General features: G+C 65.7%; 16 protein-coding genes. 11 read left to right on the top strand and 5 right to left on the bottom strand.

Translation table 11 applies throughout. The annotated features are described in order from the left end of the window. Window positions 1–17: 17 nt before the first annotated feature. From AOP74_RS10850 to AOP74_RS10805, 10 genes are all read left to right on the top strand, one after another. Window positions 18–548 carry a hypothetical protein gene (locus AOP74_RS10850; protein WP_152649278.1) on the top strand — a complete coding sequence of 177 codons (531 nt, stop codon included), beginning with the start codon at window positions 18–20 and terminating at the stop codon, window positions 546–548. After that, window positions 545–973, top strand: coding sequence for a GNAT family acetyltransferase (locus AOP74_RS10845; protein WP_201774329.1), 429 nt, complete (start codon window positions 545–547; stop codon window positions 971–973). Before AOP74_RS10850 ends, AOP74_RS10845 begins: the two co-directional genes overlap by 4 nt. A 4-nt stretch (window positions 974–977) precedes the next feature. Continuing rightward, complete coding sequence (gene recO / locus AOP74_RS10840; protein WP_061962370.1) at window positions 978–1,718, top strand: DNA repair protein RecO; 741 nt, start codon at window positions 978–980, stop codon at window positions 1,716–1,718. A gap of 234 nt (window positions 1,719–1,952) precedes the next feature. Further along, the gene (locus AOP74_RS10835) at window positions 1,953–2,621 is read left to right on the top strand and encodes an HAD family hydrolase (RefSeq protein ID WP_061962369.1); all 669 of its coding nucleotides are present in this window, start codon (window positions 1,953–1,955) and stop codon (window positions 2,619–2,621) included. Window positions 2,622–2,658: 37 nt separating this feature from the next. Continuing rightward, window positions 2,659–3,708 (top strand): phosphate/phosphite/phosphonate ABC transporter substrate-binding protein, encoded by a 1,050-nt coding sequence (locus AOP74_RS10830; protein WP_061962368.1) that lies wholly within the window; start codon window positions 2,659–2,661, stop codon window positions 3,706–3,708. A 7-nt stretch (window positions 3,709–3,715) separates the two neighbouring features. Further along, the gene (phnC, locus tag AOP74_RS10825) at window positions 3,716–4,549 is read left to right on the top strand and encodes a phosphonate ABC transporter ATP-binding protein (RefSeq protein ID WP_061962367.1); all 834 of its coding nucleotides are present in this window, start codon (window positions 3,716–3,718) and stop codon (window positions 4,547–4,549) included. Further along, the gene (gene phnE, locus AOP74_RS10820; protein WP_236683812.1) at window positions 4,546–5,379 is read left to right on the top strand and encodes a phosphonate ABC transporter, permease protein PhnE; all 834 of its coding nucleotides are present in this window, start codon (window positions 4,546–4,548) and stop codon (window positions 5,377–5,379) included. Before phnC ends, phnE (AOP74_RS10820) begins: the two co-directional genes overlap by 4 nt. Then, window positions 5,376–6,227, top strand: a complete 852-nt coding sequence (gene phnE / locus AOP74_RS10815) for a phosphonate ABC transporter, permease protein PhnE (RefSeq protein ID WP_061962366.1) — start codon at window positions 5,376–5,378, stop codon at window positions 6,225–6,227. Before phnE (AOP74_RS10820) ends, phnE (AOP74_RS10815) begins: the two co-directional genes overlap by 4 nt. Further along, window positions 6,205–7,062 (top strand): MurR/RpiR family transcriptional regulator, encoded by an 858-nt coding sequence (locus tag AOP74_RS10810; protein ID WP_061962365.1) that lies wholly within the window; start codon window positions 6,205–6,207, stop codon window positions 7,060–7,062. Before phnE (AOP74_RS10815) ends, AOP74_RS10810 begins: the two co-directional genes overlap by 23 nt. A gap of 24 nt (window positions 7,063–7,086) precedes the next feature. Continuing rightward, the gene (locus AOP74_RS10805; protein WP_439645067.1) at window positions 7,087–7,845 is read left to right on the top strand and encodes an isoprenyl transferase; all 759 of its coding nucleotides are present in this window, start codon (window positions 7,087–7,089) and stop codon (window positions 7,843–7,845) included. On the opposite strand, the gene AOP74_RS10800 is transcribed toward AOP74_RS10805, so the two are convergent. From AOP74_RS10800 to AOP74_RS10780, 5 genes are read right to left on the bottom strand one after another with little or no spacing between them, the layout of a single operon-like run. Beyond that, window positions 7,799–8,356: a DedA family protein gene (locus AOP74_RS10800; protein WP_061962363.1), complete on the bottom strand. Its 558-nt coding sequence runs from the start codon at window positions 8,354–8,356 to the stop codon at window positions 7,799–7,801. The two genes, AOP74_RS10805 and AOP74_RS10800, sit on opposite strands and share 47 nt — an antisense overlap. Beyond that, window positions 8,356–8,766, bottom strand: coding sequence for a Fur family transcriptional regulator (locus AOP74_RS10795; RefSeq protein WP_061962362.1), 411 nt, complete (start codon window positions 8,764–8,766; stop codon window positions 8,356–8,358). The genes AOP74_RS10800 and AOP74_RS10795 overlap by 1 nt, the downstream gene beginning before the upstream one ends. Further along, window positions 8,763–9,626: a metal ABC transporter permease gene (locus AOP74_RS10790; RefSeq protein WP_061962361.1), complete on the bottom strand. Its 864-nt coding sequence runs from the start codon at window positions 9,624–9,626 to the stop codon at window positions 8,763–8,765. The genes AOP74_RS10795 and AOP74_RS10790 overlap by 4 nt, the downstream gene beginning before the upstream one ends. After that, window positions 9,623–10,420: a metal ABC transporter ATP-binding protein gene (locus tag AOP74_RS10785; protein ID WP_061962360.1), complete on the bottom strand. Its 798-nt coding sequence runs from the start codon at window positions 10,418–10,420 to the stop codon at window positions 9,623–9,625. Before AOP74_RS10785 ends, AOP74_RS10790 begins: the two co-directional genes overlap by 4 nt. Beyond that, window positions 10,407–11,534 carry a metal ABC transporter substrate-binding protein gene (locus AOP74_RS10780; protein ID WP_061962359.1) on the bottom strand — a complete coding sequence of 376 codons (1,128 nt, stop codon included), beginning with the start codon at window positions 11,532–11,534 and terminating at the stop codon, window positions 10,407–10,409. The genes AOP74_RS10785 and AOP74_RS10780 overlap by 14 nt, the downstream gene beginning before the upstream one ends. 177 nt (window positions 11,535–11,711) lie before the next feature. On the opposite strand from AOP74_RS10780, the gene AOP74_RS10775 reads away from it, so the two are divergent. Then, window positions 11,712–13,094, top strand: coding sequence for a glycine--tRNA ligase (locus AOP74_RS10775; protein ID WP_061962358.1), 1,383 nt, complete (start codon window positions 11,712–11,714; stop codon window positions 13,092–13,094). The last annotated feature ends 30 nt before the right edge of the window (window positions 13,095–13,124 follow it).

Raw genomic sequence — 13,124 nt, 5'->3', positions numbered from 1 at the left:
GCCCGTAGAATCGAGGGATGATGTCGCCTTCTGGACTGCGCACGCGTGCCGGCGTGGTCGCCGTCAGCGCTGCCGCGCTGTTGGTCGCTGGATGCGGCGGGTCGCAAGAGGCCGTCGCCGCCGCAGACAGCCTTCCCGACCTTTCGTCCCAGGGGCTCGAGCGCATCGATTGCCTTGAATCATCCGTATGGGGCGACGAGTTGGAGAGAGCGAAGGGACCGTGGACGCAAGAGTGTTGGCGCGGTTCGCCTCAGCTCCCATTCGACCAGGAAGCAGACGACATTCAGTACACGATCCTTGCGGCGACCGATGCGCAGGATGTGACCGCAGTGATCTGTCCCGAGGACGCTTTGTACGACACGGCCGCCGTTGCGTGCCGGGCCGCCGCTGACGACGCGGTGCTCTACCGCACGGTCGTGGCACTGACTGATCCGTTGGCGATCGTGGGCGCACTGCCCGACGCGCCGTCCGAGGCTGAGATCGACGAGGCACTCGTTGGTGCCCAAGTTGAGATTTTGGTATCCACCGAACCGGTTCCGGAGGAATGATGCGAGTACGTCGATTCGCCCCCCGTGACGGAGATGCGGTCGCCCGCCTCTGGGTGACGTGTTTCCCGCACGACCCGGCGCGCAACGACCCCCACGCCATGATTGCTCGCAAGTGTGAGCGCGATCCTGACTTGTTTTGGGTTGCCACCGACGGCGACGCAGTGGTCGGAGCGGCGCTCGCCGGTTATGACGGGGTTCGTGGCTGGCTCTATCACGTAGCGGTTGACCCATCGCGGCGCCGCGAAGGCGTCGGTGCGGCGCTCGTGAAGCGCGCCATCGCGGAGCTCGAAGCACTCGGCTGTCCCAAGATCAACCTGCAGGTGCGCGTCGCCAACGCCGAGGTGACCGGCTTCTATGAGTCACTGGGGTTCACCGTCGATGAGGTGACCTCATACGGTCGCATGCTCGGCGACTCGGCCGGATGACCTGATGCCCCTGTACCGCGACGATGCCATCGTCCTTCGCACCCACAAGCTCGGTGAAGCCGACCGCATCGTGACGATGCTGACGCGCCGCACCGGCAAGGTGCGGGCGGTGGCGAAGGGAGTGCGGCGCACGACGAGCCGCATTGGGTCGCGGGTTGAACCATTCATGCTGATCGACGTGCAGTTGTACGAGGGACGCAACCTCGACATCGTCTCCCAGGTCGAGACCAAAGAGCCTTATGCCAGGCGCATCGCTGAGGATTACGGGTTGTGGACCGCTGCGACCGCAATGGTCGAGACGGCGGACAAGCTTGTCGACCACGAAAAAGAGCCGGCCTACGATCAGTTCCGGCTCTTGCACGGCGGTCTCGGGTCGCTCGCGCGTCGCGCACACGATCCAGGACTCGTCCTCGACTCATTCTTGTTGCGCTCGCTTGCATTGGCCGGCTACGAGCCCAGTTTTGACGGTTGCGCTTCGTGTGGAGCGCCTGGGCCACACCGGGCATTTGCGGTGGCCGGTGGAGGGGCAGTGTGCGAGGACTGCCGACCTCCCGGAGCTGCTGCGCCCAGTGCGCCAACCTTCGATCTGCTGCACGCACTCTTGCGCGGGGACTGGGACAGCGCCGATGCGTCGGCCGACCGAGAGCGCAAGGACGCGGCCGGCCTCATTGCGGCCTACGCGCAGTTCCACCTGGAGCGCAAGGTGCGGTCGCTCAGTCACGTCGACCGAACGGCTCCGCACTAGCGCATTGGTCTATCCGCGGCGCCGCACAGTGTTGACCCTGCGGAATGTGCTACTCCGCGCACGGCCGTTGCACGCGTAATAGGGGCCGCGTAGGCGCCGACTTCACCCTTTCGCCGCAGAAGGTTCAGTCGCCGTTCACCACTTCGTGGCCCGTCCGTCCATCTTCACTTGTCACTGTGGACGCATCGTCCTTAGCGAGTAGCGCCGAGGGCCTGGAGATGCACAAGGAGCACGATGCGGCCCACCGTGATATTTGACTTCGACGGCACCGTTGCCCTGGGCAACGGTCCGCTGACGGCATATGCGGCCGCGGTCGCGCGGTTGGCTGAGGACTCCGAGTTCGCCACAGTCGCGACCGATGCGCTTCACGCAGTCGAGCGTGGTGACTCGGAGTTCAGGGACGGGTATCACGCTGTCGCGGCGGCGGCCGGGCAGCGGGGGATTGACGCTCACCTGCTCGATCGCGCTTACCTCGCCAGCCGCGATGATCTCGCAACTCCTGCGGCCCCGGTGGAGGCGCCCGCCGGGCTGCCAGAGTTCCTTGCTTCCCTTGCGGCACACGCCGACATCGCGCTTGTCACGAATGCGCCTGACATTCGCATCAGGGAAGCGCTAGAAGCCCTTGGTGTGGCCCAGCACTTTGTGCGGGTCATCACCTCAGCGCGCAAGCCCCTCGGCATCGAGGCTCAGGTTACGGACGCGCTTGAACGCGGCCCCGTGCTGTCGATCGGCGACATCTACGACTTCGACTTGGCGCCCGCAGCGCGCTTGGGTGCGGCGACCGCGCTCGTCGGCCCTGCGGCTGCCAACCCTCCAGCGGACGTGACCATGTCCGCGCTCCACCTGCCGGAGCTGTATCCGGCCATACAGACGTGGGCGGCTGAGGCCGCCCGCCTCGGGTAGCCGACCGGCGCTCGAGATACACACGAAAGGTCCCCACATGCGCACCTCGCTCATCACTGCCGGTGTCACCGCGACCGCACTGATCGCGCTCGCCGGTTGCAGTTCCGAGGCAGACTCCGACGCCGAGGCTTCGGCCTCGTCGGAGCCGGCCACGACGACGGAGACGTCTGAGACCGCCGCCGCTTCCTCCGGTTGGCCCGAGGAGATCACCCTCGCCCTGATTCCTAACGAGAACGTCACCGACCTCGTCACGACCGTTGAGCCGCTGACCGACTACCTGAGCGCCGAACTCGGCCTCACGGTCGAAGGCGTCGTCACCCAGGACTACCAGGCAGCTGTCGAGGCCATCGGGTCCGGCCAGGCGCAGATCGCCATTGCCGATGCCGGATCGCTCGCCGCGGCCGAAGACATGTACGGCGCTCACGCCGTGCTGCAGGACGTGCGCTTCGGCGCTTCGCAGTACGCCTCGATGTACTTCACGAACAACCCTGACAAGTACTGCGACGACGAGCCCGTCGCCGCCACGTACGCCGCTTCCGGCCAGGAGTTCATGTACTGCAACGGTGTCGCCTCGGGCGAAGACAACACCGGCGCCGGCCCGGTGGCCGAGGACGCGCTGGCCAAAATTGAGGCCGGCACCACGGTCGCCTTCGGCAACACGACGTCTCCTGCTGGTTACCAGCTGCCCGTGCTGGCGCTCGAGGAGCACGACATCAGCATCGACGACCTGCAGCAGGTGCCCGTCACCGGTAACGACACCCTCCTCATGGCCGTCTACAACGGCGACGCCGAGGTTGGCTTCGCGTACTGGGACGCCCGCTCGTCGATCGACTCGGCTGAGGTCCCTGACCTCGGCGAGAAGGTCGTCGTCTTCGGCCTGTCCGAGATGTACCCCAACGGCGGCGTCGTCCTCTCCGACGAGCTCCCACAGGATCTGCGCGACGAGATCACCACGCTGATGGACGACTTCTCCGAGGTTGACCCCGACACGCTGCAGGAGATCTTCGACCAGACCGACTGGGTCCCCGCAGACGCAGATGCCATCGACCTGGCACGCCAGGTCAACGCCCGCTTCTCGGGTCAGTAGGAACCGCATGAGCGAGCAGTCCCACGCTGTGGGCTCGGAGGCCGAGGGGGCCACCTCGGCCTCCGGGTCGTGGCCCATTTCTTTGACAGATGTGACCGTGCGCTACCCCAACGGGGTCGTCGCGCTGAAGGATGTGTCGCTCGAGATCGAGCCCGGCCAGATGGTCGCGGTCGTGGGGCTGTCTGGCTCAGGCAAGTCCACGCTCATCCGCACCGTGAACGGACTTGTGCAGCCCACGGCTGGCACGGTCCGCGTCGGCGAGCACGAGATGACCGCGCTGCGCGGTAAGGCCCTGCGGCACGCCCGCGGAGACATCGGAATGATCTTCCAGTCCTTCAATCTGGCCGATCGCACCAGTGTGTTCCGCAACACGATGGTCGGCCGCTTCTCCCATACCTCCACTTGGCGCACGGTCCTGGGCATCTCTTCGCACCACGATCGCGACATCGTGATGCGTGCGCTGGACTCCGTCGGAATGCTTGAGAAGGTCTGGGAGCGGGCCGGTGCGCTGTCTGGGGGCCAGAAGCAGCGAGTCGCCATTGCGCGCGCGCTCAGCCAGGAGCCTTCGGTGATGCTCGCCGACGAACCGGTGGCGAGCCTTGACCCGCCCACCGCACATGCCGTCATGCACGACCTTGAGCGCATTAACCACGAGCGTGGCCTGACCGTCATGGTGAACCTGCACCTCATGGACCTTGCGCGCCAGTACACGACCCGCATGATCGGCCTGCGCGCTGGCGAGGTGGTCTTCGACGGCCCAGCCGCCTCCGCCACCGACGCGGACTTCGAGGAGATTTACGGCCGGCCCGTGCAGCCCCGTGACCGACTGGACGTGTCGTGACCGTCCACACCCCGGCATCGGCCCCTGAAACTCAGGGACAGCTCATGATTCCGCCGCGACCGCGCACATGGCCCAAGGCGCTTGGCGTCACGGCCGTGCTCGCCGCGTTGACGATCCTGACGACGATTCCCGCCATTGGCGGAGTCGAGATCGATCTAGCCTCGATCGCGCGCAATTGGACCAACGGGGTGGACCGCATCGTGCAGATGCTCACCCCGGACTGGTCGATTTTGCCGCGCACGTGGCAGCCCATGCTGGAAACCCTCCAGATGGCCATCGTGGGTGCCGCGATCTCCGCAGGGCTTGCGGTCCCGCTGTCCATGTGGGCGGCGCGACCTACCAATCCCAACGGCGTCACCCGTCGTGCGGTGCGGTTCGTGCTGAACGTCGTGCGCGCCGTTCCCGACCTCGTGTACGCAACCGTCCTTGTCGCGATGGTGGGCGTGGGCACGCTTCCAGGTGTGGTCACCCTCGTGCTGTTCGACATCGGCATCGTGGTGAAGCTCGTATCCGAGGCGATCGACTCCGCCGACGCCCACTACATGGAGGCGGGGCGCGCTGCCGGCGGCACCCAAACTCAGATCAACCGTGTCACGGCGCTTCCGCAAACGTGGCCCGTGTTTGCCAGTCAGGTGCTGTATTCGCTCGAGCTCAACGTGCGCATCTCGGCCATCCTGGGACTGGTCGGCGCGGGAGGAATCGGTCGCTTGATCGACGAGATGCGCGGCTTCTACCGCTACGACGCCCTCGGCACCATCATTCTCGAGATTCTCGTGGTGGTGTTGCTCATCGAGTGGGCCTCGAACGTTCTGAGGAAGAGGCTGCGATGACCGCCACTGATACCGCGGCGCCTGCCCGGACGCCCGCACTGCCGATCCCGCCGCGTCCGCGCCAGGTGGCAGCGCGCGCCGCAGCCACAATCGTCACGATCGTCGTCCTTGTGTCCTTCTGGGGACTTGACCTCGAGTGGTCCAAAATCGCGCAACTTCCCCAGGACCTGGTGCACTACGGGCGCCTGATGTTCTCCGACCCCGATTGGTCGATGCTTCCTGAAGCGGCTCTGCAAACCTGGCGATCGGTGTCAATGGCCTGGATCGGCGCGATTGCCGGCGTGGTGCTGTCCACCCTGCTCGGAATTCCGGCCGCTCATGGCGTGGGGCCTGCCTGGGTGCGCTTCCCGCTCCGGTGGAGCTTCGCCGTGATCCGCGCGGTGCCCGACGTCCTGATCGCGATCATCATCCTCACTGTCACGGGACTCACCCCGTTCACGGGTGCCCTCGCCCTTGCCATCGGTGGAATCGGCACCCATGCCAAGTGGACGTACGAGACGATCGAGGCCGTCCCGCCGGGTACCGCCGAGGCCGTGCGTGCCTCAGGAGGGTCGCTCTGGGAGGTGGTCCGCTGGGGCCTGTGGCCCGTGGCCGCTCCGGAACTGATGTCCTTGGCGCTGTACCGTTTCGAAATCAACGTCCGCACGTCGGCGATTCTGGGACTCATCGGCGTGGGCGGCATTGGAGCCATGCTCACGCAGTACACCCAGCACCGTGAATGGGACGTTGTGGGCGTGCTCATCATCGTGGTCGTTGTGGTCACGATGCTCATCGACGCCGTCTCGGGCAAGGTCCGCAGGCGCATCATGGAAGGAGCCACGGTTCGTGACGTGGAACGGAAGCACTGACGCGCCGCCCTCCGTGCGCATCGCGGCCCTCGCGCCGTCGCTACAGCCCAGCGAGCGGCGCGTGGCTGAGGCCATTGCATCGGACCCGGCTGGGGCCGTAGACAAGACGGCTCAACAAATTGCCGAGAGCGTTGGCGTGGGACGAGCCTCCGTGGTCCGCACGGCGCAGACGCTCGGTTACGACGGCTATCCCCAGTTGCGGGTCGCGTTGGCAGGGGAGCGGGCGTTTGATCCCGTGGATTCGGCCGATGCTGGGGGATCGTTGGGTGTTGTGCGTGCGGCTATCGATCGCCACGCCCGGGCGCTTCCTCACGTGGCCGCGACGCTCAGCGAGGACGGGGTCGAAGACTTCGTCACCGCACTTGACGTAGCTCCGCGCTTGTTGATCGCGGCGAACGGTCTCTCCGCGCCCTTGGGGTACGACGCTGCGCTGCGATTGTCGAGCGTGGGCCGGCCCGCTGAGTACGTACCCGACACGCTCGCGCAGCGCATTCATGCGGCTCAACTTGAGCCCAGCAGTGTGTTGCTGACGGTGTCCGGCTCGGGTGCCAACCGCGCGACCCTCGACGTCGTGGACGCCGCGCTCGAGGCTGGGGCAACGGTGCTGGCGATCACGAGCTTCTCGCGGTCAGCGCTCGTGGACCGCGCGTCCCTGAGCATCGTCGTGCCGCCAGTCACGGAATCGTTCCAGGATGAACTCCTGTTGGCGTCGCGTGTCGCGCTGACCCTCACCCTCGAGGCGCTCGTCGAAGCCCTCGTGGTGCGGCGCGGACCGCGAGCACACGCGGCACGTGCGGCAGCGCTGTCAGTCTTGTCTCGTTCCCTCGGGGAGTGACCGGGCACGGCTAGGCTGGCGGGCGTGACCTACGACAAGCCCTTCCCGCACCCAGGTGGCGCCACCGCGCCTGATCTGCCAGCATCGGCCGTCCCTAAGCACGTTGCCGTCGTCATGGACGGCAATGGGCGCTGGGCGAAGGATCGCGGCTTGCCGCGCACGGCCGGGCATGAGCAGGGCGAGTCGTCGCTCCTCGATGTGGTCGCGGGAGCCGTGGAAATCGGTGTGACGAACCTCAGCGCCTACGCATTCTCAACCGAGAACTGGAAGCGCTCGCCCGAGGAGGTCCGATTCCTCATGGGCTTTAACCGTGATGTGATTCGCCGCCGGCGCGACGAGATGCACTCGTGGGGCGTGCGTGTGAGGTGGGCGGGGCGTCGCCCTAAGCTGTGGACGTCGGTCATCAAGGAGCTCGAGAAGGCCGAGGAACTCACCCAGGACAACACCGGCCTCACGCTCACGATGTGTGTGAACTACGGCGGTCGCGCGGAGATCGCCGATGCCGCGCGTGAGATCGCACGCAAGGTAGCAGCGGGGGAGATCAACCCTGACAAGGTGAGCGAGGCAACGCTCGCGGCTCACCTGGACGAGCCTGACATGCCGGACGTGGACTTGTTCTGGCGCTCCAGCGGTGAGCAGCGCAGTTCCAATTTCCTGCCGTGGCAAGCGGCTTACGCCGAGTACGTGTTCTCCAACACGCTGTGGCCCGACGTGGACCGAACCCACTTATGGGCGGCTATTGAGGAGTACGCACGGCGGAATCGGCGTTTCGGCGCAGCTTAGTCGCGCCGTACGCAACAGCGATGACGACCAGCAGACCGGCGGTGAACAGCCACGGCGACTGCTTCCACAACTCGATCAGCGTCACCGACACGGTGCCGTAGAGCAGCGACCACGCGGCGCATCCGGGCAGCATCGCGAGCGTGAAGAGGTCCCAGCGCATGCGGGTGTATCCGGCTGTGCCGAGTACGACCGTCTGGAACCCGACGGTGAGGAAGCACAGCGGCACGCCGATAAATCCCCACTTGTCGAGGAATACCTGCGCTCTGTCCATCGCAGGGCCTGAGAGGCGCTTTGCCATGCGGCTGCGGCGGTTGGCGGGCGGCGGAATGGCGCCCGCGTCCGCATCTGCTGTGGCCAGATCCGCACCTGAGGTCGCCATGGCATCGGCCCCACGGCGCAGGAACCTTCCCACCCAGTAGGTGCCCTGAGACCGCAGAAAAACGACAACGAACAGGAAGGGCACAATGCCCCACCAGCCGATGTCGGAAATGAAGGACGGAACTCCCGGCATTACTTGCCCTGCGCCGCGCAGGCGGCACACACCCCGGTGATCTCGACCGTGTGATCGATGCCGGTGAAGCCAAGACGTGCACCTAGCTTCTCGGCCCAGTCCTCGAACTCCGGTACTTCAATGTCGTGCGCTGCGCCGCAGACGCGACAGCGGAGGTGATGGTGGTGCTCGTCGACGGCACCGCAGCGGCGGTACAAGGTCTCGCCGGAATCGGTGACAACGGCGTCGACCTCGCCGGACTCCGAAAGTGCTTGGAGCGATCGGTACACGGTGGCCAGACCGACAGTGGAGCCGTCATGACGCAGGATGTCGTGCCACGACTGGGCTGAACGGAACTCATCGCCCGTGGACAACACGTCGAGAATTGCCGCACGCTGCTTCGTCATGCGGGGGACAGGAGTGGGGGTCATGCGGCCACCGCCATTTCTCGGCGATGACGTCGCCGTTTGCGCATGCTGGCACCGGAGGCGACCACGACGTACAGGAGCACGCCAAGCACGACGATGAGCGCGCCGGGTTGCAGGTTGTAGAACAGCGTGATGCCCACGCCCGTGATGCACAGGATCACGCCGATGATCATGGAGAAGGTCATGGTGCGCGTGAAGGAGTGGGTCAACATTTGGGAGATCGCGACCGGAAGGATCATGAGTCCGGACACCAGCAGCACGCCAACCACACGCATCGACGCAGTGATGGTGACGGCGGACAGCACCGCGACCACCATGTTGAGCGCGCCGACCGGAAGACCGGTCGAGTAAGCAAACTCCTGGTCGTGCGTGACGGCAAAGAGCGCGGGCTTGAGGCCCAAGCCGATCACGAGAATCGCGATGGACAGTGCCACCGTGACCCAGACATCGGACCAACTCACGGTGGAGATTGAGCCAAAGAGGTATCCCATGAGGTTGGCGTTGGAGCCACCCGCGGCAGAGATCAGCAAGACGCCGGAGGCAATGCCGCCGTAGAACATGACGGCCATGATGACGTCGGCGGCCGCGATGCCCCGGGCGCGCATGCGCTCGATCACGACTGCGCCGGTAATTGCGAAGACGATTGCCCCGGGAATGGCGAGGGCATCTTGGTCGGCAAGCCCTGCCCAGGAGCCTGCGAGCCACCCTGCGGCGACACCGGCGAGGGCGACGTGGCCAATGCCGTCTCCTAGGAGTGCCATGCGGCGGTGAACCAGGTAGGTGCCGACGATCGGGGCAGTTGCTCCGACCATGACGGCAACCAGCATCATGCGTTGGACCAGCGGGTCAGTCAGCAGACTCACTTGCGTACCTCCCAGGCGAACGGCGATGCAGGCGGCTCCGGCACGTCTGTGTGGGCATGGTCGTGATCGTGACCGGGAAGCGCGTGGACGCCGAGGGCGTGCGGAGGTTCGCCGACATGTGTGACGCAGCCTTGATCGAGGACCACGGCGTGGTCGATCAGCGGCGCGAGGGCGCCCAGTTCGTGGAGCACGATCACAATGGTTCCGCCTGCGTCGCGCCGGCGACGGAGGGCCGATGCCAGGGCCTCTTGGCTAGGCACGTCCACCCCGGCCATGGGCTCATCGAGGATGAGGAGGTCCGGGTCGCGCACCAAGGCGCGAGCGATGAGGACGCGCTGCTGTTGTCCGCCTGACAGGGTCGAGACGTCTCGCTTGGCAAGGTCTCCGACCGCGAGGTCCTCGAGAGAGGCGAGCGCTTTGGCCTTGGCGTCGCGTGGTGGGCGTAGTTGGCCAGCTCCGAGTAGACCGGAGGTGACGACTTCAAGAGCCGTTGCCGCGACTCCAGAGCCGGCGCCCATGCGCTGCGGCACGTAGCCGATGCGCTTGGCAGTCGCTCGAGATCGCTCGGCACCGAAAATCTTCACGGACCCGCCAGTGAGCGGTAGCGCGCCAACGAGCGCTCGCACCAACGTCGACTTACCCGAACCGTTCCCGCCCATCACAGCGACGGGCTCACCGGGCTGCGCCTCGAGGTCGACGGCGTGCAGGATTTCGTGTCCGCCTAGACGCACGCGCACCCCGCGCGCCTCAACGGCGAACGGGGTGTCAGCGGCGGTGCGATTAGCTGCAACCAAGGCCAGTCCTCAGGTTTTCGAGATTGGTCTCCATGACGCCAAGGTAGTCCTCGCCGTCGGCGACTGTCTCGATGGGGCTCAGGACGAGCACGTCGACGCCGACATCCTCGGCGATCGAGGCGGCAACGTCTGCTGCGACCTCGTCCTCGGTGTAGATGGTCGTGGCGCCGGAGTCCTCGACCATGTCGCGAATCTCACGAACCCGAGCGGGGGAGGGTTCGCTTTCAGGATCGATTCCTGCGAGGCCCTCTTGATTGAGGTCGTACTGCAAAGCCAGGTAACCAAAGGCTTCGTGGCCGACGAAGATGTCGTCGCGCTCGCACGTGGCGAGGCCCTCGGTGTAGGAGGCGTCGATCGCGTCGAGGTCGGTCAGCAACGACTCGGCATTGGCCGTGTACGTGTCGGCGTTCGCGGGGTCGAGCTCGGCAAACTCATCTGCCACGTCCTGTGCGTACTCGGCGAGCAGCGTGGGGTCGAGCCAGAAGTGCGGGTCGAGCGTGCCGTGGTCGTGGCCGTCGTGCGAGTCCTCGCTCTCGGTCGACTCGTCAGCGCTTTCGTCCTCCGCGTGGTCGTGGTCTTCCGCGGCGTGGTCCGCTTCACCGTCGCCATCGTGGTCGTGGTCCTCCTCGGACTCCGCCTCGTCCACGTGGTCTTCTTCGGCGTGGTCTGCCTCGCCGTCGCCATCGTGATCGTGGTCGTCCTCAGCCTCGACCGCTTCTCCGTGCTCGGCTACCGCGTCACCGTGCTCATCGATGATGTGGTGTGCGTCGAGACTGCGCACACCAGTGGTGTCGATGGCGTCGTCAACGGCCGGCTGGAAGTCGGACAGGAAGAGGATCGTGTCCATCTCCTGCATGTCGCGCACTGTCTTGGGGGACATTTCGGCGTCGTGTGGTTCCACACCTGAGCCGATTAGGGGCTCAACAGCGACGGTGTCGCCACCGACGCGCTCGGCGACGTACTGCAGCGGGTAGAAGGCCGCGCCCACGGTAAGCGCGGCGTCGGTGGCATCCGCGCTGTTCGCGGTGTCCGCGTCGGAGTCGGCAGCGGAACAGCCGGCGAGGACAAGCGCGGCGGCAATGCCGCCGATGATGAATGGGCGAGGTGATGTCATGCCCCCCACAATACGGCTTATTGATAATCATTGTCAATTGCGGCCCACGGTGAGCGAACACCTGCAACCCAAGCAAGCATCGGCCCTGCGCCAGACACATCGCGATGCGCGCCCGCAAGCCACGCAACCGCAGATAGACTGTGCGCGCACCGCAACCTGATCCCCAAGGAGCATTCAGTGGCACCGTCTCGCCTGGACAACGTGATCTCACTCGCGAAGCGTCGTGGCTTCGTCTTCCCGTGTGGAGAGATCTACGGCGGAACGCGCTCCGCATGGGACTACGGTCCGCTCGGTGTGGAGCTCAAGGAGAACATCAAGCGCCAGTGGTGGCGCGCGATGGTGTCCAGCCGCGATGACATTGTTGGCCTGGACTCATCGGTGATTCTTCCTCCTGCTGTGTGGGAGGCATCGGGCCACCTCAAGGCCTTCGTCGACCCGCTGGTCGAGTGCCTCAGCTGCCACAAGCGTGCGCGCGAGGACCACCTCATCGAGGCGTTCGAGGAGAAGAAGGGCCGCGCGCCCGAGGGCGGCCTCGCCGAGGTCCCCTGCCCTCACTGCGGCACCCGCGGCGAGTGGACCGAGCCCAAGATGTTCAACGGACTGCTGAAGACTTACCTCGGCGTCAGCCAGGACGAGTCCGGCCTGCACTACCTGCGCCCAGAGACGGCTCAGGGCATCTTCGTGAACTTCGAGAACGTCCAGCGCACCTCGCGTATGAGGGTCCCGTTCGGCATCGGTCAGATCGGTAAGTCCTTCCGCAACGAGATCACGCCTGGAAACTTCATCTTCCGCACGCGCGAGTTTGAGCAGATGGAGATGGAGTTCTTCGTCAAGCCCGGCTCGGACGAGGAATGGCACCAGTACTGGATCGACACGCGCCTGCAGTGGTACAAGGACCTCGGCATTTCCGCCGACAACCTGCGTCTTTTCGAGCACCCGCAGGAGAAGCTGTCGCACTACTCCAAGGGCACCACGGATATCGAGTACCGCTTTGGCTTCCAGGGCAGCGAGTGGGGCGAGCTCGAGGGCATCGCGAACCGCACCGACTTTGACCTGTCGACGCACGCGGAGCACTCGGGCAAGAACCTGTCCTACCTGGACCCGCAAACGAACGAGCGCTACACGCCGTACGTGATCGAGCCCGCGGCAGGTCTGACGCGCTCGCTCATGGCGTTCCTCGCGGAGGCGTACGACGAGGACGAGGCCCCCAACTCCAAGGGCGGCGTCGACAAGCGCACCGTGTTGCACCTTGACCCCCGCATCGCGCCGGTCAAGGCCGCGGTCCTGCCGCTGTCGAAGTCGGACGAGCTCCTGCCGACCGCGGAGGCTCTCGCCAAGGAGCTGCGCAGTGCGTGGAACGTGGACCTCGATGTCACGCAGGCAATCGGTAAGCGCTACCGCCGTCAGGACGAGATCGGTACGCCGTTCTGCATCACCGTCGACTTCGAGACGCAGGACGACCAGGCCGTCACGATCCGCGACCGCGACACCATGCAGCAGGAGCGCGTGGCGCTGGACCAGGTGCAGGCATACCTTGCGACGCGCCTGATTGGCGCTTGAGTCGCCCCTGTTGGGCCGATGCTCGGGCTC

It is taken from the genome of Demequina flava, assembly GCF_000975035.1.
GTDB classification, from domain to species: Bacteria; Actinomycetota; Actinomycetes; order Actinomycetales; family Demequinaceae; genus Demequina; species Demequina flava.
The sequence above is the reverse complement of the archived record's forward strand: the minus strand, read 5'-3'. Positions and strand labels throughout refer to the sequence as shown.

What these genes read in the sequence shown, in the direction of transcription:
- AOP74_RS10795 (WP_061962362.1), bottom strand. Translation starts at nt 8,766, where the DNA reads ATGACCCCCACTCCTGTCCCCCGCATGACGAAGCAGCGTGCGGCAATT.
- AOP74_RS10850 (WP_152649278.1), top strand. Translation starts at nt 18, where the DNA reads ATGATGTCGCCTTCTGGACTGCGCACGCGTGCCGGCGTGGTCGCCGTC.
- AOP74_RS10845 (WP_201774329.1), top strand. Translation starts at nt 545, where the DNA reads ATGATGCGAGTACGTCGATTCGCCCCCCGTGACGGAGATGCGGTCGCC.
- AOP74_RS10780 (WP_061962359.1), bottom strand. Translation starts at nt 11,534, where the DNA reads ATGACATCACCTCGCCCATTCATCATCGGCGGCATTGCCGCCGCGCTT.
- AOP74_RS10800 (WP_061962363.1), bottom strand. Translation starts at nt 8,356, where the DNA reads ATGCCGGGAGTTCCGTCCTTCATTTCCGACATCGGCTGGTGGGGCATT.
- phnC (WP_061962367.1), top strand. Translation starts at nt 3,716, where the DNA reads ATGAGCGAGCAGTCCCACGCTGTGGGCTCGGAGGCCGAGGGGGCCACC.
- recO (WP_061962370.1), top strand. Translation starts at nt 978, where the DNA reads ATGCCCCTGTACCGCGACGATGCCATCGTCCTTCGCACCCACAAGCTC.
- phnE (WP_061962366.1), top strand. Translation starts at nt 5,376, where the DNA reads ATGACCGCCACTGATACCGCGGCGCCTGCCCGGACGCCCGCACTGCCG.
- AOP74_RS10835 (WP_061962369.1), top strand. Translation starts at nt 1,953, where the DNA reads ATGCGGCCCACCGTGATATTTGACTTCGACGGCACCGTTGCCCTGGGC.
- AOP74_RS10830 (WP_061962368.1), top strand. Translation starts at nt 2,659, where the DNA reads ATGCGCACCTCGCTCATCACTGCCGGTGTCACCGCGACCGCACTGATC.